This is a genomic window from Streptomyces sp. NPDC012769 (assembly GCF_042901205.1).
GTDB lineage: Bacteria > Actinomycetota > Actinomycetes > Streptomycetales > Streptomycetaceae > Streptomyces.
Map to the genome: position 1 here is coordinate 374,131 of NZ_JBIBCP010000006.1, position 22,510 is coordinate 396,640.

25 protein-coding genes are annotated in these 22,510 nt (G+C 72.8%); 19 read left to right on the forward strand and 6 right to left on the reverse strand.

All coding sequences use genetic code 11. From position 1 onward, the window contains the following. Positions 1-51: 51 nt before the first annotated feature. From ACFY7C_RS30375 to ACFY7C_RS30415, 9 genes are all read left to right on the forward strand, one after another. Positions 52-795, forward strand: a complete 744-nt coding sequence (locus ACFY7C_RS30375) for a hypothetical protein (protein ID WP_389656449.1) — start codon at positions 52-54, stop codon at positions 793-795. A gap of 39 nt (positions 796-834) precedes the next feature. Further along, complete coding sequence (gene glmS, locus ACFY7C_RS30380) at positions 835-2,682, forward strand: glutamine--fructose-6-phosphate transaminase (isomerizing) (protein ID WP_389656452.1); 1,848 nt, start codon at positions 835-837, stop codon at positions 2,680-2,682. A gap of 4 nt (positions 2,683-2,686) precedes the next feature. Continuing rightward, entirely contained in the window at positions 2,687-3,055 is a 369-nt protein-coding gene (locus ACFY7C_RS30385) for a holo-ACP synthase (RefSeq protein ID WP_389656455.1), read from the forward strand. A gap of 70 nt (positions 3,056-3,125) precedes the next feature. Beyond that, on the forward strand, positions 3,126-4,571 hold the full coding sequence (locus ACFY7C_RS30390; protein ID WP_389656458.1) for an NAD(P)H-hydrate dehydratase: 1,446 nt from the start codon (positions 3,126-3,128) through the stop codon (positions 4,569-4,571). A gap of 591 nt (positions 4,572-5,162) precedes the next feature. After that, the gene (locus ACFY7C_RS30395) at positions 5,163-6,011 is read left to right on the forward strand and encodes a L,D-transpeptidase family protein (RefSeq protein ID WP_389656461.1); all 849 of its coding nucleotides are present in this window, start codon (positions 5,163-5,165) and stop codon (positions 6,009-6,011) included. Between the two features lie 21 nt (positions 6,012-6,032). Continuing rightward, positions 6,033-7,181 (forward strand): alanine racemase, encoded by a 1,149-nt coding sequence (alr, locus tag ACFY7C_RS30400; protein WP_389656464.1) that lies wholly within the window; start codon positions 6,033-6,035, stop codon positions 7,179-7,181. Between the two features lie 11 nt (positions 7,182-7,192). Next, complete coding sequence (locus tag ACFY7C_RS30405) at positions 7,193-8,356, forward strand: alpha/beta fold hydrolase (RefSeq protein WP_389656467.1); 1,164 nt, start codon at positions 7,193-7,195, stop codon at positions 8,354-8,356. Positions 8,357-8,410: 54 nt separating this feature from the next. Further along, on the forward strand, positions 8,411-8,911 hold the full coding sequence (gene tsaE, locus ACFY7C_RS30410) for a tRNA (adenosine(37)-N6)-threonylcarbamoyltransferase complex ATPase subunit type 1 TsaE (protein ID WP_389656470.1): 501 nt from the start codon (positions 8,411-8,413) through the stop codon (positions 8,909-8,911). A 136-nt stretch (positions 8,912-9,047) separates the two neighbouring features. Next, positions 9,048-9,224, forward strand: a complete 177-nt coding sequence (locus ACFY7C_RS30415; RefSeq protein WP_389656473.1) for a hypothetical protein — start codon at positions 9,048-9,050, stop codon at positions 9,222-9,224. 29 nt (positions 9,225-9,253) lie between these two features. On the opposite strand, the gene ACFY7C_RS30420 is transcribed toward ACFY7C_RS30415, so the two are convergent. After that, positions 9,254-9,823 carry a L,D-transpeptidase gene (locus ACFY7C_RS30420; protein ID WP_389656476.1) on the reverse strand — a complete coding sequence of 190 codons (570 nt, stop codon included), beginning with the start codon at positions 9,821-9,823 and terminating at the stop codon, positions 9,254-9,256. A 131-nt stretch (positions 9,824-9,954) separates the two neighbouring features. Between ACFY7C_RS30420 and tsaB the strand changes: the two genes are divergently transcribed. From tsaB to ACFY7C_RS30450, 6 genes are read left to right on the forward strand one after another with little or no spacing between them, the layout of a single operon-like run. Further along, positions 9,955-10,611, forward strand: coding sequence for a tRNA (adenosine(37)-N6)-threonylcarbamoyltransferase complex dimerization subunit type 1 TsaB (tsaB, locus tag ACFY7C_RS30425; RefSeq protein WP_389656479.1), 657 nt, complete (start codon positions 9,955-9,957; stop codon positions 10,609-10,611). A gap of 32 nt (positions 10,612-10,643) precedes the next feature. Then, positions 10,644-11,117: a ribosomal protein S18-alanine N-acetyltransferase gene (gene rimI / locus ACFY7C_RS30430; protein ID WP_389656943.1), complete on the forward strand. Its 474-nt coding sequence runs from the start codon at positions 10,644-10,646 to the stop codon at positions 11,115-11,117. Further along, positions 11,107-12,213 carry a tRNA (adenosine(37)-N6)-threonylcarbamoyltransferase complex transferase subunit TsaD gene (gene tsaD / locus ACFY7C_RS30435; RefSeq protein WP_389656482.1) on the forward strand — a complete coding sequence of 369 codons (1,107 nt, stop codon included), beginning with the start codon at positions 11,107-11,109 and terminating at the stop codon, positions 12,211-12,213. The genes rimI and tsaD overlap by 11 nt, the downstream gene beginning before the upstream one ends. Then, positions 12,210-12,473, forward strand: coding sequence for a hypothetical protein (locus tag ACFY7C_RS30440; protein ID WP_389656485.1), 264 nt, complete (start codon positions 12,210-12,212; stop codon positions 12,471-12,473). The genes tsaD and ACFY7C_RS30440 overlap by 4 nt, the downstream gene beginning before the upstream one ends. 46 nt (positions 12,474-12,519) lie before the next feature. Next, positions 12,520-13,383, forward strand: coding sequence for a polysaccharide deacetylase family protein (locus ACFY7C_RS30445; RefSeq protein WP_389656488.1), 864 nt, complete (start codon positions 12,520-12,522; stop codon positions 13,381-13,383). Positions 13,384-13,421: 38 nt separating this feature from the next. After that, a complete protein-coding gene (locus ACFY7C_RS30450; RefSeq protein WP_389656491.1) occupies positions 13,422-14,111 on the forward strand; it encodes a hypothetical protein in 690 nt (229 codons plus the stop codon). On the opposite strand, the gene ACFY7C_RS30455 is transcribed toward ACFY7C_RS30450, so the two are convergent. Beyond that, positions 14,056-15,294 carry a methyltransferase domain-containing protein gene (locus ACFY7C_RS30455; RefSeq protein WP_389656946.1) on the reverse strand — a complete coding sequence of 413 codons (1,239 nt, stop codon included), beginning with the start codon at positions 15,292-15,294 and terminating at the stop codon, positions 14,056-14,058. The genes ACFY7C_RS30450 and ACFY7C_RS30455 overlap by 56 nt on opposite strands. A gap of 100 nt (positions 15,295-15,394) precedes the next feature. Here ACFY7C_RS30455 and ACFY7C_RS30460 point away from each other — a divergent pair, with 100 nt between their 5' ends. The 4 genes from ACFY7C_RS30460 (at position 15,395) to groL (ending at position 18,828) form a co-directional block, all read left to right on the forward strand. Further along, positions 15,395-16,366 carry a polysaccharide deacetylase family protein gene (locus ACFY7C_RS30460; protein WP_389656494.1) on the forward strand — a complete coding sequence of 324 codons (972 nt, stop codon included), beginning with the start codon at positions 15,395-15,397 and terminating at the stop codon, positions 16,364-16,366. Beyond that, complete coding sequence (locus tag ACFY7C_RS30465) at positions 16,363-16,599, forward strand: hypothetical protein (RefSeq protein WP_389656497.1); 237 nt, start codon at positions 16,363-16,365, stop codon at positions 16,597-16,599. The genes ACFY7C_RS30460 and ACFY7C_RS30465 overlap by 4 nt, the downstream gene beginning before the upstream one ends. A gap of 174 nt (positions 16,600-16,773) precedes the next feature. Continuing rightward, the gene (gene groES / locus ACFY7C_RS30470; RefSeq protein ID WP_057584642.1) at positions 16,774-17,082 is read left to right on the forward strand and encodes a co-chaperone GroES; all 309 of its coding nucleotides are present in this window, start codon (positions 16,774-16,776) and stop codon (positions 17,080-17,082) included. Between the two features lie 117 nt (positions 17,083-17,199). Next, positions 17,200-18,828, forward strand: coding sequence for a chaperonin GroEL (gene groL / locus ACFY7C_RS30475; protein ID WP_389656499.1), 1,629 nt, complete (start codon positions 17,200-17,202; stop codon positions 18,826-18,828). Positions 18,829-18,930: 102 nt separating this feature from the next. Here groL and ACFY7C_RS30480 read toward each other — a convergent pair whose 3' ends face one another. The 4 genes from ACFY7C_RS30480 to ACFY7C_RS30495 all read right to left on the reverse strand — a co-directional run bounded on the left by ACFY7C_RS30480 (position 18,931) and on the right by ACFY7C_RS30495 (position 22,506). Continuing rightward, a complete protein-coding gene (locus ACFY7C_RS30480) occupies positions 18,931-19,629 on the reverse strand; it encodes an ester cyclase (protein ID WP_389656502.1) in 699 nt (232 codons plus the stop codon). Positions 19,630-19,703: 74 nt separating this feature from the next. Next, entirely contained in the window at positions 19,704-20,750 is a 1,047-nt protein-coding gene (locus ACFY7C_RS30485; RefSeq protein WP_389656505.1) for a hydroxyacid dehydrogenase, read from the reverse strand. Between the two features lie 17 nt (positions 20,751-20,767). Continuing rightward, complete coding sequence (locus ACFY7C_RS30490; protein WP_389656508.1) at positions 20,768-21,622, reverse strand: carbohydrate ABC transporter permease; 855 nt, start codon at positions 21,620-21,622, stop codon at positions 20,768-20,770. After that, positions 21,619-22,506, reverse strand: coding sequence for a carbohydrate ABC transporter permease (locus tag ACFY7C_RS30495; protein WP_389656511.1), 888 nt, complete (start codon positions 22,504-22,506; stop codon positions 21,619-21,621). Before ACFY7C_RS30495 ends, ACFY7C_RS30490 begins: the two co-directional genes overlap by 4 nt. Positions 22,507-22,510: the final 4 nt, after the last annotated feature.

Below are 22,510 nucleotides of genomic sequence, written 5' to 3' on the forward strand. Positions count from 1 at the left end.
GGAATCCGCTTGTGGGGCGTCGGCCCCGGGCCTGATCATGCCGTCATGCGCATGACTGTACGTACCGTGACCGCCGCGACCGCCGCCGCCTCGCTGGCCCTGCTCCTGACCGCCTGCGGCGGCGAGGAGAAGAAGACCGAGGACACCGGCAAGGCCGACGCGTCCGCCTCCGCCGCCGCCAAGCCCGACGTGAAGGCGCTGACCGCCGCCGAGCTGGAGAAGCTGCTGGTGGCGCAGGCCGACCTCAAGAACCACAAGGTGCAGAAGGCCGAGGCCACGGCCGCGGTGAACCCCGGTGACGTCAGCGCCGACAAGTCCGCCTGCGAGCCGCTCGCCGAGGCCATGTCCGGGGTCGCGCCGGGCACCCCGGGCGCCAGCACGCAGATCCAGGCGATCGAGGTCAAGAAGAAGAAGGCCGACTCCCCGGAGGACATCCTGGGGGCCTTCGGGGCGCCCGCGACCACGGTGACGCTCGGTTCGTACGCGGGTGAGGGCGCCCAGCAGGCCCTGGCGTCCCTCAAGACCGCCGGGTCCGACTGCGCCGGCGGCTTCACCATCATCGCCTCCGGCGAGAAGACCAAGGTCACCAAGGTCGCCCCGGAGACCGTGACCGCCGGCGAGGAGGCCCTGGCCTGGACCGTCACCAGCGACATGGAGGGCAAGCCGTTCGTCAGCAAGCTCGTCGTCCTCCGCAAGGGCAACAACATCGCCGGCTTCAGCACCATCAGCCTCGCCGGTGAGGTCAAGGAGCTTCCCAAGGCCGTGGTCGACGCGCAGGCGGCCAAGCTGGGCTGAGTCCGGGCCCCGGCGGCCGCCGAGCCGTAGGCTGCCGCCATGTGCGGAATCGTGGGATACGTCGGCGGACAGTCGGCGCTCGATGTGGTGATCGCCGGCCTCAAGCGGCTCGAGTACCGCGGCTACGACTCGGCGGGAGTCGCCGTGCTCTCCGACGGAGGGCTCGCCGCGGCCAAGAGAGCCGGGAAGCTGATCAACCTGGAGAAGGAGCTGGTGGACCGCCCGCTGTCGAGCGGGTCCACCGGCATCGGACACACCCGGTGGGCCACCCACGGCGGCCCCACCGACGCCAACGCGCATCCGCACCTCGACAACGCGGGCCGCGTCGCCGTCGTCCACAACGGCATCATCGAGAACTTCGCCGCCCTGCGCGCGGAGCTCACCGAGCGGGGCCACGACCTGCTGTCCGAGACGGACACCGAGGTCGTGGCCCATCTGCTCGCCGAGGAGTTCTCCTCCGTCGGCGACCTCGCCGAGGCCATGCGCCTGGTCTGCCGGCGGCTCGACGGGGCGTTCACCCTCGTCGCCGTCCACGCCGACCAGCCGGACGTCGTCGTCGGCGCCCGCCGCAACTCCCCGCTCGTCGTCGGCGTCGGCGAGGGCGAGAACTTTCTCGCCTCCGACGTCTCCGCCTTCATCGCCCACACCCGCTCGGCCATCGAGCTCGGCCAGGACCAGGTCGTCGAGCTCACCCGCGAGGGCGTCACCGTCACCGACTTCGACGGGGCCCCCGCCGACGTCCGGGCGTACCACATCGACTGGGACGCCTCCGCCGCCGAGAAGGGCGGCTACGACTACTTCATGCTCAAGGAGATCGCCGAGCAGCCCAAGGCGGTCGCCGACACCCTCCTCGGCCGGATCGACGCCGGGGGACACCTGCGCCTCGACGAGGTGCGCATCCCCGACGCCGTGCTCCGCGAGGCCGACAAGATCGTCATCATCGCGTGCGGCACCGCCTTCCACGCCGGACTGATCGCCAAGTACGCCATCGAGCACTGGACCCGCATCCCCTGCGAGGTCGAGCTGGCCAGCGAGTTCCGCTACCGGGACCCCATCCTCGGCCAGCGCACCCTGGTCATCGCCATCTCCCAGTCCGGCGAGACCATGGACACCCTGATGGCCCTGCGGCACGCCCGCGAACAGGGCGCCAAGGTCCTCGCCGTGTGCAACACCAACGGCTCGACGATCCCGCGCGAATCCGACGCCGTGCTCTACACCCACGCCGGCCCCGAGGTCGCCGTCGCCTCCACCAAGGCCTTCCTCACCCAGCTCGTCGCCTGCTATCTGCTCGCCCTCTACCTGGGGCAGGTGCGCGGCACCAAGTGGGGCGACGAGATCCACGCCGTCATCCGCGAGCTGGCGCGGATCGCCGACGAGGTGGAGCGGGTCCTGGAGACCATGGAGCCGGTGCGCGCCCTCGCCCGGTCGCTCGCCGACAAGAACACCGTGCTGTTCCTCGGGCGGCACGTCGGCCACCCCGTCGCCCTCGAAGGCGCGCTGAAACTCAAGGAACTGGCGTACATGCACGCCGAGGGCTTCGCCGCCGGCGAGCTCAAGCACGGGCCGATCGCCCTCATCGAGGAGGACCTGCCGGTCGTCGTGGTGGTGCCTTCGCCCCGGGGCCGTTCCGTCCTCCATGACAAGATCGTCTCCAACATCCAGGAGATCCGGGCCCGGGGAGCGCGGACGATCGTCATCGCGGAGGAGGGCGACGAGGCCGTGGTCCCGTACGCCGACCACCTCATCCGCATCCCCGCGACGCCTACGCTGCTCCAGCCGCTGGTCTCCACCGTGCCGCTCCAGGTCTTCGCCTGCGAACTGGCGACGGCGCGGGGCAACGAGGTCGACCAGCCGCGCAACCTGGCCAAATCCGTGACGGTGGAGTGAACAGATGATCATCGGGGTGGGGATCGACGTGGCGGAGATCGACCGCTTCGCCGCGTCGCTGGAACGGACGCCGGGGCTGATCGGCCGCCTCTTCGTGGAGCGCGAGGTGCTGCTGCCGAGCGGCGAGCGGCGCGGACCCGCCTCCCTGGCGGTGCGCTTCGCCGCCAAGGAGGCCCTGGCCAAGGCACTGGGCGCGCCCGGCGGACTGCACTGGACGGACGCCGAGGTGTACGTGGAGGACAGCGGCCGACCAAGGCTGCGGGTGCGGGGGACGGTCGCGGCCCGGGCCGCCGAGCTGGGCGTACGGAACTGGCACGTGTCCCTCAGCCATGACGCGGGAGTGGCGTCGGCGGTGGTGATCGCGGAGGGCTGAGGCCGGGCCGACGGGACCGGGGGCGGGGACCTCCGGGCGGGCCCCTGGGGACTGCGGCAGACTGCTGGGCATGCGTACCGCTTACCGCGTGGAGACCGTACGGGCCGCAGAGGCCGAACTGATGGCCCGCCTTCCCGAGGGCGCGCTGATGCAGCGGGCCGCGGCCGGGCTCGCCGCCGCCTGCGTCTCGCTGCTCGGGCGGGGGCGGGTGTACGGGGCGCGGGTCGTCCTCCTCGTCGGCTCCGGCGACAACGGCGGCGACGCGCTGTACGCCGGCGCCCGGCTCGCCCGGCGCGGGGCCGGGGTCACGGCCGTGCCGCTCGGCTCGCGGACGCACGAGGGCGGCCTCGCGGCGCTGCGGGCCGCCGGCGGGCGGGTGGTCGGCCCGCACGACGATCCGTACGAGGTGCTGGCCGGCGCCGATCTCGTCCTCGACGGGATCACCGGCATCGGCGGGCGGAGCGGGCTGCGGCCCGGCGCGGTGCCCGTCGCCCGGGCCGCGCGCGGCTCCGACGCGGTCGTCGTCGCCGTCGACCTGCCGAGCGGCGTGGACGCCGACACCGGTGAGGTGGCGGGGGAGGCGCTGCGGGCCGACGCGACCGTCACCTTCGGCACGTACAAGCCCGGGCTGCTCGTCGACCCGGCGCGGGAGTACGCCGGGGCGCTGCGCCTCGTCGACATCGGGCTCGGCGCCACCCTGCCGTCGGTGCCGGACCTGGAGGCGCTCCAGCACGAGGACGTGGCCCGGCTGCTGCCGGTGCCGGGAGCCGAGAGCGACAAGTACCGGCGCGGTGTCGTCGGTGTCGTCGCCGGCTCCGCCCGCTATCCCGGCGCCGCCGTCCTCGCGGTCGAGGGCGCGCTGCGGGGCGGTGCGGGCGCCGTACGGTACGTCGGCCCCGCCGGCGACGCGGTCGTCGCAGCCCACCCCGAGACCCTGGTGCACGCGGGGCCTCCGGCCAGGGCCGGCCGCGTCCAGGCGTGGGTGGTCGGGCCCGGCCTCGGCGACGGGCCCGGGGTGGCGGAGGTCCTCGCGTCCGACGTGCCGGTCCTGGTGGACGCGGACGGGCTGCGGGACCTTTCCCCCGAGGCGGTCAAGGCGCGCACCGCCCCCACGCTGCTCACCCCGCACGCGGGCGAGGCCGCGGCGCTCCTGGGCGCGTCCCGGGAGGAGGTGGAGGCCGGGCGGCTCGCGGCGGTCCGCGAACTGGCGGGGCGCTTCGGTGCGACGGTGCTGCTCAAGGGCTCGACGACGCTGGTGTGCGGGGCGGGTGGGGCGGGGCCGGTCCGGGTGAACCCCACCGGTACGTCCTGGCTGGCCACGGCCGGCAGCGGCGACGTCCTGTCCGGCCTCGCCGGCTCGCTCCTCGCCGCGGGTCTGACCGCCCTGGACGCCGGCTCCGCCGCCGCCTACCTCCACGGCCTGGCCGCCCGCCGCGCCTCCCACGACCGCACCCCCATCACGGCGACCGACGTCTCCCACGCGATCCCCGCGGCCTGGCGCGACGTCACCTCCTGACCCCCGGGGCTTCGCCCCGCCGGGCCGGCGCCCCTCCGGGACCTGGCCCCGCCGGGCCGGCGCCCGCCCGCCCCCCGGCGCGGCGCGCCCCATGCGGGCTGCGCCGCGCTGGGGCGTTGCCCCTCCCGCCCCCCCGTTGTGGGCATTCGTTCCTCCCCCAGACTTCGTCCGGGGGTGCCCCCAGGCGGAACGGGTGGCACAACGGAAGGCGCCCCTTGCCGGGCCTAGGCTCCTGTTGCTCTGACCCGCACCGCGGGGGCGGGGCCGTCGTGGTGCGGGCAGGTGCAGGTGCGGAACGCGCCCGCATGGGCGCCGTCCCGTGTGCCCACCCGTCCCTCCCCCTAGGGCTCCGCCCTGGGGGGACCCCCAAGCGGGACGATTGCCCACGCGGGGCGTGGCTCTCACGGGCAGGGCACCGGCCCCAGCAGGGGGCGGCCCGCACGGGCGGGGGGTCCGGGCCCGGCAGGGCGGGGACGGCGGCCACGCACGCACGCCCCGCCCCCGCCGCGCGGTGGGCCGCATGAGGGAACCCGTTGCTCCGCAGGTGGGCCAGCGCAGGCGCCCCGTGGGTGGGCGGCGTGGGATGGGCGGGTGATCAGAACACGCCGCTCCAGCGCCGTCGCGCTGCTGTTCGCCCTGACCGTCGCCCTGCCCCACCCCGCCCTCGCCGACGCCCCGACGCCCCCCGAGCCCCTCCTCCCCGGCATCCCCGGCGCCGGCCGCGCCGAGTACCCGATGGACACGCCCGACCAGGTCCTGCCCCCCGACCGGTCGGGCGGCGGGGAGCCCGTGCCCGTGCCCGCCGGTGAGGTCGAGGAGCTCGTCGAGTACCTGCCCCGCAGCGCCGCCGCGGCCGCCTGCACCGCCAAGGCCGGTCCCCACCAGCGCCGCGTCGAGCGGCTGTTGAAGCTGAAGGTCGACGGCAAGCAGTCCCGCGCCGACTGCGAGGCCATCCGCGCCTTCCAGACGAAGCAGGGCATCAAGCCCGCCAACGGCTATGCCGGGCCCGTCACCTGGTCCCGCGCCGAGCTCCTCGCCGCCCGCCCCAACCCCAACGCCGCCGGCCGGTGCCCCGTCCGCTCGTACGTCGTCGCGTGCGTCGACCTCGACCGCGAGCTGATGTGGGTGCAGAAGGGCACCCGGGTGACGTACGCGGTGGTGAACATCCGCAGCGGCCGGCCCGGATACCGCACCCGCACCGGATGGCACTCCGTCTACTGGCGGAACAAGGACCACTGGTCGTCCATCTACGACACCCCCATGCCCTTCTCCCAGTTCTTCGACGGCGGCCAGGCCTTCCACGGCGTCTACGGCCAGATCGCCACGCCCGTCGGCAGCCGCGGCTGCGTGAACCTTTCGTACGCGAACGCCAAGAAGCTGTGGGACGCGCTGCGCAAGGGTGACCGGGTCTACATCTGGGGTAAGCGGCCCGAAAGCTGAGACCTGAGAGACTGGGGCGCGATGACTCAGACACCACAGCCCCGACGAGCCCGCGCCGAGATCGACCTCGGTGCGCTGCGTGCGAACGTCCGCACGCTGCGCGCCCGCGTCGCGCCCCACGTCCAGCTCATGGCCGTGGTCAAGGCCGACGCGTACGGCCACGGTGCCGTGCGCTGCGCCCGCGCCGCCCTGGACGCGGGGGCGACCTGGCTCGGCACGGCTACCCCGCACGAGGCGCTCGCGCTGCGGGCCGCCGGGCTGACCGAGGCGCGGATCATGTGCTGGCTGTGGACGCCGGGCGACCCGTGGGCCGAGGGGATCGAGGCCGGGCTCGACATGTCCGTCAGCGCGATGTGGGCGCTGGAGGAGGTTTTCGAGGCGGCGCGGCGAACCGGGCGGCGGGCCAGGATCCAGCTGAAGGCCGACACCGGGCTCGGGCGCAACGGCTGCCAGCCCGCCGACTGGCCCGAGCTGGTCGGCGAGGCCCTCAAGGCCGAGGCACAGGGCCTGGTGAAGATCACCGGCCTCTGGTCCCACCTCGCGTGCGCGGACGAGCCGGGCCATCCGTCCATCGCCGGTCAGCTGGACGTCTTCCGCACCATGCTCGACTACGCGGAGAAGGCCGGCGTCGAGCCGGAGGTGCGGCACATCGCCAACTCGCCGGCCACCCTCACCCTCCCCGAGGCCCACTTCGACCTGGTCCGGCCCGGCATCGCCCTGTACGGCGTGTCGCCCGACCCGGCGGTCGGCACCTCCGCCGAGCTGGGGCTGCGGCCGGTGATGTCGCTGAAGGCGAGCGTCGCCCTGGTCAAGCACGTGCCGGGCGGCCACGGAGTCTCGTACGGGCATCACTACACCACCCCGGGCGAGACGACCCTCGGCCTGATCCCCCTCGGATACGCCGACGGCGTCCCCCGGCACGCCTCGGGCCGCGGGCCCGTCCTGGTCGGCGACCGGGTCCGTACGGTGGCCGGACGGGTCGCCATGGACCAGTTCGTCGTCGACCTCGGCGGCGACACCCCCGAGCCCGGCACCGAGGCGGTGCTCTTCGGGCCCGGCGACCGCGGCGAGCCGACCGCCCAGGACTGGGCGGAGGCCGCCGACACCATCGCGTACGAGATCGTCACCCGCATCGGCGCCCGCGTGCCGCGCGTCTACGTGGGGGAGTGAAGGGGGCGGCCGTGGGGGACGAGACCTGGCGGCGGGCCGGCTGGGCCGGTGCCGCGATAGGCGTGCTGGCCGCGGGCGCGGCGGCCGGGGTCGCCGTCGAGCGGCTCACGGTGGGCCGTTCGGTACGGGAGAAGGCGCGGCTCGCGCTGGACGCCGAGGGCCCGTACGGCGCCCTGCGCGGCACGCCCGGGCGGGCGGTCGCCGACGACGGCACCGAGCTCTACTACGAGGTGGACGAGGTCGAGGCGGATCCCTCGGCCACGCGGCGGCGCAGGCTCTTCGGGCGCAAGGCGCCCGCCCCGGTCACCGTCGTCTTCAGCCACGGCTACTGCCTCAACCAGGACGCCTGGCACTTCCAGCGGGCGGCGCTGCGCGGGCTCGTCCGCACCGTCCACTGGGACCAGCGCAGCCACGGCCGGTCGGGGCGCGGCGCCGCCCAGGCCGGTCCCGACGGGGTGCCGGTCTCGATCGACCGGCTGGGGCGCGACCTGAAGACCGTCCTCGACGCCGCCGCGCCCGAGGGCCCACTGGTCCTGGTCGGGCACTCGATGGGCGGGATGACGATCATGGCGCTCGCCGACCGGTACCCGGAGCTGATCCGGGACCGGGTGGCCGGCGTCGCCTTCGTGGGGACCTCGGCGGGCCGGCTCGGGGAGGTCAACTACGGGCTGCCGACGGCCGGGGTGAACGCGGTGCGCCGGGTACTGCCCGGGGTGCTCAGGGCGCTCGGCGCGCGGGCCGAGCTGGTCGAGCGGGGACGGCGGGCCACCGCCGACCTGTTCGCCGGGCTGATCAAGAAGTACTCCTTCTCGTCGAAGGACGTGGACCCGGCGGTCGCCCGGTTCGCCGAGCGGATGATCGAGTCGACGCCGATCGACGTGGTCGCCGAGTTCTATCCGGCCTTCGCCGAGCACGACAAGACGGCGGCCCTGGCCGCCCTCGGCACGCTGCCGGTGCTCGCCCTCGCCGGCGACCGCGACCTGGTCACCCCCAGCTCGCACACCGAGGCCATCGCCGATCTGCTCCCCGACGCGGAGCTGGTGATCGTGCCCGACGCCGGCCACCTGGTGATGCTGGAGCACCCGGAGGCGGTCACCGACCGGATCGCGGACCTCCTGGTGCGGGCGGGGGCCGTCCGGTCCGGGGGACGGTCCGGGGGCCCGGCCGGGGGATAGGGCGAGGGACAGGCGGGGGGATGGCGGGCCCGGCGAATCGGTAGGTTGGCGGGCATGGACACACCGCACAACCAGGCCACCCTCGCCGTCGACTCGCCCGAGCGGATGCAGGAGCTCGGCCGCCGCCTCGCGAAGCGCCTGCGCCCCGGCGACCTCGTGATGCTCACCGGCGAACTCGGCGCCGGCAAGACCACCCTGACCCGCGGCCTCGGCGAGGGTCTGGGCGTCCGGGGCGCCGTCACCTCGCCGACCTTCGTGATCGCCCGCGTCCACCCCTCGCTGGTCGACGGTCCGGCGCTGGTCCACGTCGACGCGTACCGTCTCGGCGGCGGTCTGGAGGAGATGGAGGACCTGGACCTCGACGTCTCGCTGCCCGACTCGGTCGTGGTGGTCGAGTGGGGCGACGGCAAGGTCGAGGAGCTGACCGACGACCGGCTGCACGTGCTGATCCACCGCGTGGTCGGCGACACGGCCGACGCGGACGACGACCGCCGCACGGTCGTCCTCAACGGGATCGGCGCCCGGTGGGCGGACGAGGACCTGCGGCTGGACTGAGCCGGACGCGGGCGACGGACCGCCGCGTGTCCGTAGGTTCCGACAACGTGTCGGGAAAATGTTGCGTCCGTACTCCCGGGCGTGGTGACATGGAACCACGAACTGGTTAGGTGTACCTAACCTACGGGAGGCATGCATGGCGACGCCGGAGCACACCGGTCAGGCGGACCGTACGGAGGAGCGCGTCTCGATGAGGGACCTGCTCGCTTCCTGTGTCGCGGCCAGCGCCGTGTCCACGCCGCCGCGCGCGACCGGCCCCGAGGCCGAGGCCGCCGAGGAACGCGCACCCGTCGTGCGCGACGAGGCGGCCTGAGCCCGTACGCAACCCTTGCCAGGGCCCCGCTAGGGGACGACGACGACCTTCTCGCCGATCACCGCGAACCGCCACATCGCGTCGCCGTCCGCCCGCTTCATCCGGATCCCGCCGGTCTTCCGCGACGGATCCGGCGACGGCGTCGAGCCGTCCACCGCCGCGCTGAAGCCGATCGACACGTCCTGGACCGTCGCGAACCGCACCACGTGCTCGATCTGCACCCCGTCCGAGCCGCGCACCGCGCCGGAGCGCGAGGTCACCGCGTACGTCCCGGGCGGCGGGGACACCGTGCTCGGCATGACGGAGAAGGTGTGGGTCACCCGGTCCCGCCCGTCGACCAGCCACACCCGGCGGTCGGTCAGCCCGTACACCACGCGCTCACCCTTGCCCGAGTTCGCGGGCAGCGCCAGCGGGTCCTTCCTCGGCTGCTGCGGCGCGCCCGTGGCCGGCGCCGACGGCACCGCGCTCGGCGCGCCGGGCCGCTCCGCGAGCTCGGCCGGGGACGGCGCCACCGCCGAGGCCTGATAGGCGAGGAAGGCGACCGCCGCGAGCGCCGCCGCGGTGAGCCCGGCCACGAATCCCGAGCTGCTCCTAGCCACCGTGCGCCCACCTTCTGTCGTATCTCTGTCGTATCTACGGCATGGATGTATTGGTGGCCCGACGGTAGCAGCCGCGAGGCAGCGGGAGGCGGGGCGCCGCACCCCCCGGCCGGGCGCCGTAGGCTGTTCGCGTGCTCTTGCTCGCCATGGATACCGCCACACCCGCCGTCACCGTCGCCCTCCACGACGGCGAGACCGTCGTCGCCGAGTCGAGCCAGGTCGACGCCCGTCGCCACGGGGAGCTGCTGCTGCCCGCCGTCGACCGGGTCCTCGCCGAGGCGGGGCTGAAGCTCGACGCCGTGACGGGACTCGTCGTCGGTGTCGGCCCCGGCCCGTACACCGGACTGCGCGTCGGTCTCGTCACCGCCGCCACCTTCGCCTCCGCGCTCGGCGTCCCGGTGCACGGCCTGTGCACGCTCGACGGACTCGCGTACGCCTCCGGGATCGACCAGCCCTTCGCCGTCGCCACCGACGCGCGCCGCAAGGAGGTCTACTGGGCGCGGTACGACGACTCCCGTACGCGGGTGACGGAGGCGGCCGTCGACCGGCCGGCCGACATCGCCGAGGAGCTCGCCGGGCTGCCCGTCGTCGGCGCCGGCGCCCGCCTCTACCCCGAGGCCTTCCCGGACGCCCGCGGCCCCGAGCACCAGTCGGCCGCCGCGCTCGCCGCCCTCGCGGCCGAGAAGCTGGCGGCGGGCGGCGACGGCTTCCTCGACCCGCTGCCGATGTACCTGCGCCGCCCCGACGCGCAGGTGCCCAAGAACTACAAGGTGGTCACACCGACGTGAGCGGCGCCGTGACCGAGGCCGTGCTGCGCGGGATGCGCTGGTGGGACATCGAGCCGGTGCTCGCGCTCGAAGCGGAGCTGTTCCCCGAGGACGCCTGGTCGGAGGGCATGTTCTGGTCCGAGCTCGCCCACGCCCGCGGCCCGCGCGCGACCCGGCACTACGTCGTCGCCGAGGACCCGGCCGACGGGCGGCTCGTCGGTTACGCGGGGCTCGCCGCCGCCGGCGGACTCGGCGACGTCCAGACCATCGCCGTCGCCCGCGACCAGTGGGGCACCGGCCTCGGCGCCCGGCTGCTCACCGAACTCCTCCACGCCGCCACCGCCTTCGAGTGCGACGAGGTCCTCCTCGAGGTGCGCGTGGACAACACCCGGGCCCAGAAGCTCTACGAGCGCTTCGGCTTCGAGCCCATCGGCTTCCGCCGCGGCTACTACCAGCCCGGCAACGTGGACGCGCTCGTGATGCGACACACCGTTCAAGGAACAGAGACTGATTCAGATGGCTGCTGACGAACCGCTCGTACTCGGCATCGAGACCTCCTGCGACGAGACCGGGGTCGGCATCGTCCACGGAACGACCCTTCTCGCCGACGCCGTCGCCTCCAGCGTCGACACCCACGCCCGCTTCGGCGGCGTCGTGCCCGAGATCGCCTCCCGCGCCCACCTGGAGGCGATGGTCCCGACCATCGAACGCGCCCTGAAGCAGGCCGGGGTGTCGGCCAAGGACCTCGACGGCATCGCCGTCACCGCCGGTCCCGGCCTCGCGGGCGCGCTGCTCGTCGGCGTCTCGGCCGCCAAGGCGTACGCGTACGCCCTCGGCAAGCCGCTCTACGGCGTCAACCACCTGGCCTCGCACATCTGCGTCGACCAGCTGGAGCACGGCCGGCTGCCCGAGCCGACGATGGCCCTGCTCGTCTCCGGCGGCCACTCCTCGCTGCTGCTGTCCAGCGACATCACCAGCGACGTCCGTCCGCTGGGCGCGACCATCGACGACGCCGCGGGCGAGGCCTTCGACAAGATCGCCCGGGTGCTCGACCTCGGCTTCCCCGGCGGCCCGGTGATCGACCGGCTCGCCAAGGAGGGCGACCCGGCGGCCATCGCCTTCCCGCGCGGCCTGACCGGCTCGAAGGACCCGGCGTACGACTTCTCCTTCTCCGGCCTGAAGACCGCCGTGGCCCGCTGGATCGAGGCCAGGCGGAAGGCCGGTGAGGAGGTGCCCGTACGGGACGTCGCCGCGTCCTTCCAGGAGGCCGTCGTCGACGTGCTCACCCGCAAGGCCGTCCGGGCCTGCAAGGACGAGGGCGTCGACCACCTGATGATCGGCGGTGGCGTGGCCGCCAACTCGCGGCTGCGGGCGCTCGCCGAGGAGCGGTGCGAGCGGGCCGGCATCCGGCTGCGGGTGCCGCGGCCCGGCCTGTGCACCGACAACGGCGCCATGGTGGCGGCCCTGGGCGCCGAGATGGTCGCGCGCGGCCGGGCCGCGTCCGACCTGGAGCTGTCGGCGGACTCCTCGCTGCCGGTGACCGAGTCGCACGTGCCGGGGGCGGCGCACGCGCACGACCACGACCACGTGCACGAGGTCAGCAAGGAGAACCTCTACTCGTGAGGATCACCCTGATGTGGGAGGCCCGCGCCGCCCGGGGCCGCGGCGCGGAGCTCCTGGAGTGGGCGAGGACGCGGGTCCTGGCGGGCGAGCCGGTGCGCCGCGAGACCTTCCGCGCCCCCGAGGACCGGGTCCTGGTGATGACGTGGTGGGACACGGCGGACGGGGCGGGGCTCGACGCGGAGCTGCCCGAGCTGCCGGAGCCGGACGCGGAGCTGATCACCCGTCCGGTGCACCGCTGGCGCTTCGAATCAGTCGGATAGGCGTACCGGGGGCAACCTTTCGTTCGAAACGGGCATCCCACAGCGCGTGAAGAAGACCCTCGCGCTGTGGGCGGCGCTGACCGCCGTGGCTCTGTTCGCGACCGGCTGCACGGCCGGTGACGCCGACACCTCCGTCCCGAAGGAGGCGCCCCCGACCGCGGCGCCCACGAAGGCGGCCCCGTCCGCCGGGCAGAAGGCCCCCGACGCGCCCGCCGCCCCGGACGCGCGCGCCGCGGCCTACGGCAGGTGGGGCCTGAAGCCCTTCGCGCCGGCGCCGGCGCCGCCCGCGGTCAAGCCGGTCGTGCGCAAGCCCGGCGAACCCGTCCCGGTCGTCAGTGACATCCCCACCACCGACAAGGTCGTCTTCCTCACGATCGACGACGGCGCGGAGAAGGACCCCGAGTTCGTCGCGATGCTGCGGGACCTGAAGGTGCCGGTGACGATGTTCCTCACCGACTCCGCCATCCGCGGCGACTACCCGTACTTCGCCCCGCTCGTCGCCCAGGGGCACGGCCTCGCCAACCACACCCTCACCCACCCCAACCTGCGCACCCTCTCCCCGGAGGCCCAGCGCAAGGAGATCTGCGGCCAGCAGGACCGCCTGACCGAGCGCTACGGCAAGCGCCCGCGGCTCTTCCGCCCGCCCTACGGCAACTGGAACGAGGCCACCAGGACCGCCGCCGCGCAGTGCGGGGTCGACGCGATCGTGCTCTGGCGCGAGTCCATGCAGATCAAGAACATGCAGTACCAGCGCGGCGACCGGAAGCTCCACCCCGGCGACATCATCCTGGCCCACTTCCGCGGCCCCTCGGAGCTCAAGGGCACGACCATGACCGAGATGACGGCCAACCTGCTGCGGCACATCCAGGCACAGGGCTTCACGGTGGCGCGCCTGGAGGACTATCTCTGAAGGTCCCCTCATCGGCTGCTCCTCTAGGCTTGCTCTCCATGTCCCCGCGCATACCGATGCCTCCGCCGCCCCCGCCCGCCGAGATCCAGGACTGGCCCGACCGGGCGGCGCGGCTCACCGACCGGGCGGCGGCGCTCGACGCGTTGGGGCGAAGGCTGCTCGGCGGGGGGCGGCTCGCGCTCTTCCTGGGCTGGTTCCTGATGCTCCAGCTCGGCTGGGGAATGGTCGGCGTGCTGCTCACCTCGCTCGGCGGCCCGATCCTCGACCCGATCACGATGCTCCTCGGGATGATCACGGCCGCGCTCGGCCTCGGCGTGCTCGCGCCGGCGGTGTGGCTGACCGCGCGGTCCGTGCGGCAGGACCGGATCGTGCGCGAGCGGCTCGTCCTGTGGGCGCTCCTGGACCGGCACGGGGCCACGGACGCCCGGCTGCGGGCGCCGGTCCTGAGCGCCTGCTGGATGCTGCTGTCCACCGTGATGTGCGGCATCGGCCTGTGGCTGGGCTTCGCCGTCCCGGCCGGGGCGAACCGGGAGGGCATCCAGGGCCTGGACGGCGGCTACGGCCTCGTCGCGTACGGCATGGGCGTCGCGCTCATCTTCTGGATCAACGGCCTGATCGGCCTCACGAAGGCCGTCACCCACCTCCGCCTGGCGCTCCGGGTCACCGGCCCGGTCACCCGCCGGCAGGACCCCCGATCAGCATCGTCGGAGCCCCCGCGACCCGAGTGAGCAGCACCGTCGCGGAGTTGGGGCCCTTCGGCTTGACCCGGCGGCGGATCTCCTCGGGTTCGACGGCCGAGCCGCGCTTCTTGACGGTCAGGGTGCCGACCTCGCGTTCGCGCAGCAGGGCCTTCAACTTCTTGAGGTTGAAGGGGAGTTCGTCGGTGATCTCGTAGGCGGTGGCGTACGGGGTCGGGGTGAGGGTGTCGGCGGTGACGTAGGCGATGGTCTCGTCGATCAGCCCGCCGTCCAGGTCCCGCGCCACCTCGGCGACCAGGTGGGCGCGGATGACGGCGCCGTCCGGTTCGTAGAGGTAGCGGCCGACGGGCCGGACCCCCGGGTCGGGGAGCGTGCCGCCGGTGAGCGTCGCGCCGCCGGGCAGCAGGGTGGCGCGCCGGGCGCCGGGCTCGGTGCCGAACCAGAGGACCGCCTCCTTCACGTCCCCGCCGTCCGAGATCCACTCCGCCTCGGCCTCCTCGGGCACCGCCTCGTGCGGGATGCCCGGGGCGATCTTCAGGGCCGCGTGCGGGGCCTTGCGGGCCGCCTCGACCGCCCAGGACAGCGGCGGCGAGTAGGCCTCGGGGTCGAAGATCCGCCCACCCGTCGCCCGACCACCGCCCCTCACCGACGCGCTGCGCGCGGCCCCTCCTGGATTGCCGCCCCGCCGCGCCGGGTCGACGAAGACGGCGTCGTACGGGCTGGTGTCGATCTCGGTGACGTCGGCGCAGCGAACCTCGATCAGGTCGGCGAGGCCGAGCGCCTCGGCGTTGGCGCGGGCGACCTCGGCGGTCAGCGGGTCGCGGTCCACGGCGAGGACGGAGATCCCGGCGCGGGCGAGCGCGAGGGCGTCGCCGCCGATGCCGGAGCAGAGGTCGGCGACGCTGCCGACACCGAGCGCCTTGAGGCGGTGCGCGCGGTAGGTGCCGACGCTCGCCCTCGTGGACTGCTCGACGCCGTTGGGCGTGAAGTACATCCGGTACGCGTCCTCGGCGCCGAACTTCGCCGCCGCCCGCTGCCGCAGCCGGGCCTGCCCGAGTGCCGCCGAGACCAGTTCGGCGGGGTGGTCGCGGCGCAGCCGGGAGGCGACCGCCAGTTCCCGGGCGGGGTCGTAGTCGCGCAGGGCGTCGAGCAGGGCCTGCCCCTCGGGGGCGAGCAGGGCGGTGAAGGCGGCGAGGTCGGTCACCCGTCCCATTGTGGTGGTCGGCGGGGGTGTGGGCCGCCCGGGGGACGGTGGGCGGCCGTCGGTGGTGTCGGCGCCCCGGAGGGGCGAGCCGCTGACAGGATGCGGCGCCATGCAGCTAGTACGACAAAAGGAACATTCCCGCCCCTCTTCCCGGCTCTCTCCTCGCTCCGGTCGGTCCACGCGAGGCGTGCGGGTGGTCGGGATCGCCCTGCTCGTCGCCGCGCTCGGCTCGGCCTGTGCCGACCAGGGCGCCGAGGAACGGCCGGCATCCGGACCGGCCAGGCCGGCCGCCGGCCAGCAGCCGCGCGCGGAGGCACAGGGCGCGGCCGGTGCGCTCCACGCGTACGTGGAACGGGTCCGCAAGGCGCGCGCCGCCCGCGTGGCCGCCGCCAAGAAGTGGGGTCTGGCGCAGCCGCCGCTCGAAGCGCCCGAGCCGCCCAGGGTGAAGCCGAGGATCACCACCCGCAAGGGCTTCGAGACCGACGGGGAGAACCTGCCGCCGGTCTTCACCACCGTGCCGACCAAGCAGAAGATCGTCTTCCTGACGATCGACGACGGCGCGGAGAAGGACCCCGAGCTGCTGCGGATGATGAGCGAGCTGAGGATCCCGTACAGCGCCTTCCTCAGCGACTACCTCGTCAAGGAGGACTACGGCTACTTCAAGAAGATGCAGGACGCCGGGGTGGCCCTGCACAACCACACCCTGACCCACCCCTACCTGCCCGGCCTCGACTACGCGGACCAGAAGCGGCAGATCTGCGGCATGCAGGACGTCATCGAGAAGCGGTTCGGCAAGCGGCCCCCGCTGTTCCGCCCGCCGTACGGCAACTACAACGAGGACACCCTGCGCGCGGCGAAGTCGTGCGGCGTCAAGGCCGTCCCGCTGTGGGCGTCCGAGGCCTTCCCCGACCACATGGAGTGGCGCGAGTGGGACCGGGACCTGCACCCCGGCGACATCATCCTCACCCACTTCCGGGGCAAGGGGGACTGGAAGGGCAGCATGCCGGACATGATCCGACGGGTGATGAAGACGGTCACGGCCAAGGGATACGCGGTGGCGAAGCTCGAGGACTACGTATGACCCGGGGGCCGCGTATCGGCCGGGCGCGCCGGCGGACCGCCGCCCTGACCCTGGCCCTGACCGGCGCGCTGCTCGCCCTGCCGGGCTGCGCGTCCTCGGTCGACCCCCTCGAACGGCTGGGCCGCAAGGCGGCGGAGAAGGTGACCCCGCTCGTACGGAACCACCAGAACCGGCCGAGCGTTCCCCTCGATCGGAAGGAATCCGACCTGCCCGTTCGCGCCACGGGGTCGTGAATTGGCACTCCGCTTGACCGAGTGCTAATCGCGGTCATAGTCTCGGCTCTGGCACTCCCCACAGGAGAGTGCCAACACAGCGACGGGCAGGTCCGGCACCCGCGACGACGGATCCACCTGGTCGCCACCTCAGACAGTTAACCCCGTGAGATCTCCGAAGGGGGAGGTCGGATCGTGACGACCACCAGCTCCAAGGTTGCCATCAAGCCGCTCGAGGACCGCATCGTGGTTCAGCCGCTCGACGCGGAGCAGACCACCGCCTCTGGCCTGGTCATTCCGGACACCGCGAAGGAGAAGCCCCAGGAGGGCGCCGTCCTCGCCGTGGGTCCGGGCCGCTTCGAGAACGGCGAGCGCCTTCCGCTCGACGTGAAGGTCGGCGACGTCGTGCTGTACAGCAAGTACGGCGGCACCGAGGTGAAGTACAACGGCGAGGAGTTCCTCGTCCTCTCGGCTCGCGACGTGCTCGCGATCATCGAGAAGTAAGTCACCCCAAGGCACCTGCACAGATGCTTTGAACTGCGCCCCTGACCCCCTGGCTTCTCCGCGGGCGTCCAGGGGCGCAGTTTTTTCAACGATTTCCGAGAGGGCTGAATCGCTCCCATGGCGAAGATCCTGAAGTTCGACGAGGACGCCCGTCGCGCCCTTGAGCGCGGCGTCAACAAGCTGGCCGACACGGTGAAGGTGACGATCGGCCCCAAGGGCCGCAACGTCGTCATCGACAAGAAGTTCGGCGCCCCCACCATCACCAACGACGGTGTCACGATCGCCCGTGAGGTCGAGATCGAGGACCCGTACGAGAACCTCGGCGCCCAGCTGGTGAAGGAGGTGGCGACCAAGACCAACGACATCGCGGGTGACGGCACCACCACCGCCACCGTGCTCGCCCAGGCCCTGGTCCGCGAGGGTCTGCGCAACGTCGCCGCCGGTGCCTCCCCGGCCGCCCTGAAGAAGGGCATCGACGCCGCCGTGAAGGCCGTCTCGGACGAGCTGCTCGCCACCGCGCGCCCGATCGACGACAAGTCCGACATCGCCGCCGTCGCCGCGCTCTCCGCGCAGGACCAGCAGGTCGGCGAGCTCATCGCCGAGGCGATGGACAAGGTCGGCAAGGACGGTGTCATCACCGTCGAGGAGTCCAACACCTTCGGCCTGGAGCTCGACTTCACCGAGGGCATGGCCTTCGACAAGGGCTACCTCTCCCCGTACATGGTGACCGACCAGGAGCGTATGGAGGCCGTCCTCGACGACCCGTACATCCTGATCAACCAGGGCAAGATCTCCTCCATCCAGGACCTCCTGCCGCTGCTCGAGAAGGTCATCCAGGCCGGTGGCTCCAAGCCGCTGCTGATCATCGCCGAGGACGTCGAGGGCGAGGCCCTCTCCACCCTCGTCGTCAACAAGATCCGCGGCACCTTCAACGCCGTCGCCGTCAAGGCGCCCGGCTTCGGTGACCGCCGCAAGGCGATGCTCCAGGACATGGCCACCCTCACCGGTGCCACCGTCATCTCCGAGGAGGTCGGCCTCAAGCTCGACCAGGCCGGTCTGGACGTGCTGGGCAGCGCCCGCCGCGTGACCGTCACCAAGGACGACACCACGATCGTGGACGGCGCCGGCTCCTCCGAGGACGTCCTCGGCCGCGTCAACCAGATCAAGGCCGAGATCGAGGCCACGGACTCCGACTGGGACCGCGAGAAGCTCCAGGAGCGCCTCGCGAAGCTGGCCGGCGGCGTGTGCGTGATCAAGGTCGGCGCCGCCACCGAGGTGGAGCTGAAGGAGAAGAAGCACCGTCTGGAGGACGCCATCTCCGCGACCCGCGCCGCGGTCGAGGAGGGCATCGTCTCCGGTGGTGGCTCCGCGCTGGTCCACGCCGTCAAGGTCCTCGAGGGCAACCTCGACAAGACCGGCGACGAGGCCACCGGTGTCGCGGTCGTCCGCCGCGCCGCCGTCGAGCCGCTGCGCTGGATCGCCGAGAACGCCGGCCTCGAGGGCTACGTCATCACCGCGAAGGTGGCGGAGCTCGACAAGGGCCAGGGCTTCAACGCCGCCACCGGCGAGTACGGCGACCTGGTCAAGGCCGGCGTCATCGACCCGGTGAAGGTGACGCGCTCCGCCCTGGAGAACGCCGCCTCGATCGCCTCCCTGCTCCTCACCACCGAGACCCTCGTGGTGGAGAAGAAGGAAGAGGAGCCGGCGGACCACGGCCACGGCCACGGTCACGGCCACTCCCACTGAGGCTCGTCCTCCGGGATCGACGCCTGAGCGTCACGAGGCCCGGTGCTCCCGTCGCGGGAGCACCGGGCCTCGCCCTTTTCCGCTTCGGGGCCCGTGACCGGTTCAGGCCTCCACGGCCCCCAGCTGCCCCATCAGCCCGAGCAGGTCGTACTGCCACCAGCCCTCGGCGATCTTCCCGTCCTCCCGGAAGCGGTGGATGACCGTGCCGGTCATCTCGACCTCCATGCCGGTGGGCTGCAGCCCCATGAAGTCGCCGGTGTGGCTGCCCCGCCAGGTCCAGCGGGTGCACACCCGGTCGCCCTCGGCGATCTGGTCGTCGACGGTGAAGGAGAAGTCGAAGCCGCCCCGCCACATCTCCACCTCGCGCCGGACCGCGTCCATGCCGATGACGTCCTGCTCGTTGGTCGGATCGTGGTCGTGGTACCCCTCGGCGATCACCTCGTCGAGCAGCGCCAGCTCCGGCTCGCCCGCGATCATCTCCAGAAGGCGCCGGGCATTGCTCTTGTACAGCGCCTCGTCCCGTACGACGTCCAGGTCGGTGAAGGTCGGCATCTCGTCGCAGAGCGCGACCATCTCACGGAAGATCCGGTCGGTCTCGGGGAGCTGCGAGTTGCGCATGGCCACGTCGTAGGAGGGGAATTCGACGATCTCCACCACATGGGAGGCGTCGGAGCGGTCCTTGCCGACGATGCTGTGGGTGGCGGTGCGTTTGCCCTTGGTCTGCTCGACCCAGCGGCCCATCAGCGCGTTCAGGTCGTCGACCCGGCTGGTCTTGCAGTCGATGATTTGTACGAAGGTCATGGCGCCTCCCGGAGACGTCTCCCGGACCCGCTCGGACCCCTCCAGTCTAGGCGCGCCGCCCTCACGGGGAGCGGTCACGCCGACCGGTCCAGGTCCGCGGCCCTGACCTCCTCCGTGAACGGCTCGCCCCGCCCGTAGCGCGCCACCTCCTCCAGGGCGCGGTCGGCCATCCGGTGCAGCTCGTTGCCCAGCGAGCCGGCCACGTGCGGGGTGAGCAGGACGTTCGGGAGGGTGTAGAGGGGGGAGCCGGGCGGCGGGAGCTCCGGGTCCGTCACGTCCAGGACGGCGTGCAGCCGGCCCGCCACCAGGTGGGGGAGGAGGGCCTCCTCGTCGACGAGGGAGCCGCGGGCGGTGTTGATCAGGGTCGCCCCGTCGGGCATCGCGGCGATCCGGGCCGCGTCGATCATGCGGTACGTGGCGGGGAGCTGGGGCGCGTGGACGGAGACGACGGTGCTGCGGGCGCACAGCTCGTCCAGGCCGACGGACTCCGCGCCGAGCGCGCGGGCCTCGGCCCGCGTCACGTACGGGTCGTGGAGCAGGACGTCGAGGTCGAAGGGGCGGAGCAGTTCGAGCACCCGGCGGCCGATCCGGGAGGCGCCGACGATGCCGACGGTCCTGCGGTAGTTGCCCCAGCCGGCGGACTCGCCGAGCCAGTCGTGGCCGGTGCGGAGCTCGGCGTAGCGCTGCGCGGAGCGGAGGACCTGTTTGCCGGCGAAGAGGATCGCGGCGAGGGTGTATTCGGCGACGGGCAGGGCGTTGGCGGCGGCGGCCGAGGTGACGGTGATGCCGCGCTCCCAGCAGGCGTCGGTGATGTGGTGCTTGACCGAACCGGCGGCGTGGACGACGGCCTCGAGGCGCGGGGCGCGCTTCAGCACCTCGGCGGTGAGCGGGGTGGCGCCCCAGCAGGTGAGGAGGAGTTCGGCCTCGGCGAGCGCGGCGGCGACCTCGGGGGCGGGAGCGGCGAGGTCGTGGGCGACCAGGTGCGGGTCGGTGCGGGTGAGCGTGGCGAGGCGGGCGCGGTGGGCGTCGGTGAGCAGGCGTTCGGCGACGCCGGGGCCCATCGCGAGGAGGAGCCGCGGGCGGGGGCCGGGAAGGGGGCCGTTGTCAGTGGTCGGGTGCATCGTGGGATCTGTGTTCCTCACTTGACGCTGCCGGCGGTCAGACCCGCCTTCCAGTGGCGCTGGAGGGAGACGAAGGCGACGACGAGGGGGACGACCGCGAGCAGGGAACCGGTGACGACGAGGGGGTAGTAGTCGGGTTCGGCGTGGGCGTTGCTGTTCCACGCGTAGAGGCCGAGGCTCAGCGGGAAGAGCTTCTGGTCCGAGAGCATCACCAGGGGGAGGAAGAAGTTGTTCCAGATGGCGGTGAACTGGAAGAGGAAGACGGTCACGAAGCCGGGCATCACCATGCGCAGGCCGATGGACCAGAAGGTGCGCAGCTCGCCGGCTCCGTCGATACGGGCGGCCTCCAGGGCCTCGTCGGGGATGTAGCCGGAGCTGAAGACCCGGGCGAGGTAGACGCCGAAGGGGTTGACGAGGACGGGGACGAGCACGGCCCAGTAGGTGTTGACGATGCCGACCTCGCTGGCGAGGAGGTACATCGGCAGGGCGAGCGCGGTGGTGGGGACGAGCACGCCGAGCAGGACGACGCCGAAGAGCTTCTCCTTGCCCCGGAAGTCGTACTTGTCGAAGGCGTATCCGGCGGCGACGCTGATCAGCGAGCAGGCGAGGGCGCCGAGGCCCGCGTAGAGCAGGCTGTTGAGGTACCAGTGGAAGTAGACGCCGTCGTTGTAGTCGGCGAGGCGGCGGAGGTTGCCGCCGAGGTCGAAGCCCTCGAAGGAGAAGGCGTTTCCGGCGAGGAGTCCGCCGGCGTCCTTGGTGGCGGCGGTGAGCAGCCACACGAGGGGGAAGAGCATGTAGACGACGGCGAGGACGAGGGCGCCGTTGACGGCGGTCTTCGACAGCCAGGCGTTCGTGGGGCGTCGGGTGCTCATGCGCGCTTCCCCTTCCGGCCGGTGAGACGGGTGACGGCGAAGGACAGCAGCGCGGCCGTGAGGGCGAGCAGGACGGACGCGGCCGCGGCCAGTCCGTAGTCGTTGCGGTCGAACGCGGCGGTGTACGCGTACATGTTGGGCGTCCAGGTCGAGGTGACGGCGGATCCGGTGCCCTTGTTGAGGATGAGCGGCTCGGTGAAGAGCTGGAGCGAGCCGATGACGGTGAAGAGGCCGACCATCGCGAGCGAGGCCCTGATCAGGGGGACCTTGATGCTGAACGCGATCCGCCAGGAGCCGGCGCCGTCGACGGTGGCGGCTTCGAGGACGGAGCGGTCGATGGCCTGGAGGGCCGCGTAGAAGATCACCATGTTGTAGCCGAGCCACTCCCACAGCGCGATGTTGACGACGGAGGGGAGGGAGCCCTCGGGCGAGAAGAAGTCGAAGCCGATTCCGCCGGCCTCCATGGCCTGGACGACCGGGCTGAGCTGCGGGGTGTAGAGGTAGACCCAGATCAGCGCGGCGATGATGCCGGGTACGGCGTGCGGCAGGAAGAGCGCGAGCTGGAAGAAGCGGCGGGCGCGGGCGAGGGCCGAGTCGAGCAGCAGGGCGAGGCCGAGGGCCCCGGCGAGCAGCAGCGGAATGTAGAGCAGGCAGTATCCGAGCAGCACGCCGAAGCCCTCGAGGAAGGCCGGATCACCCAGCGCCGCGGTGTAGTTGTCGAGTCCGCTGAAGACGGTCTCGGCGCCGCCGAAGCCGAGTCCCGACTGCTTCTCGGTGAAGAGGCTGAGCCAGACCGCGTAGCCGATCGGCACCACCATCACCGCGGTGAAGAGCAGGAAGAACGGGGTCAGCAGGGTCGCCGCCGCGCGGGTGCGGGCCTTCATCGCT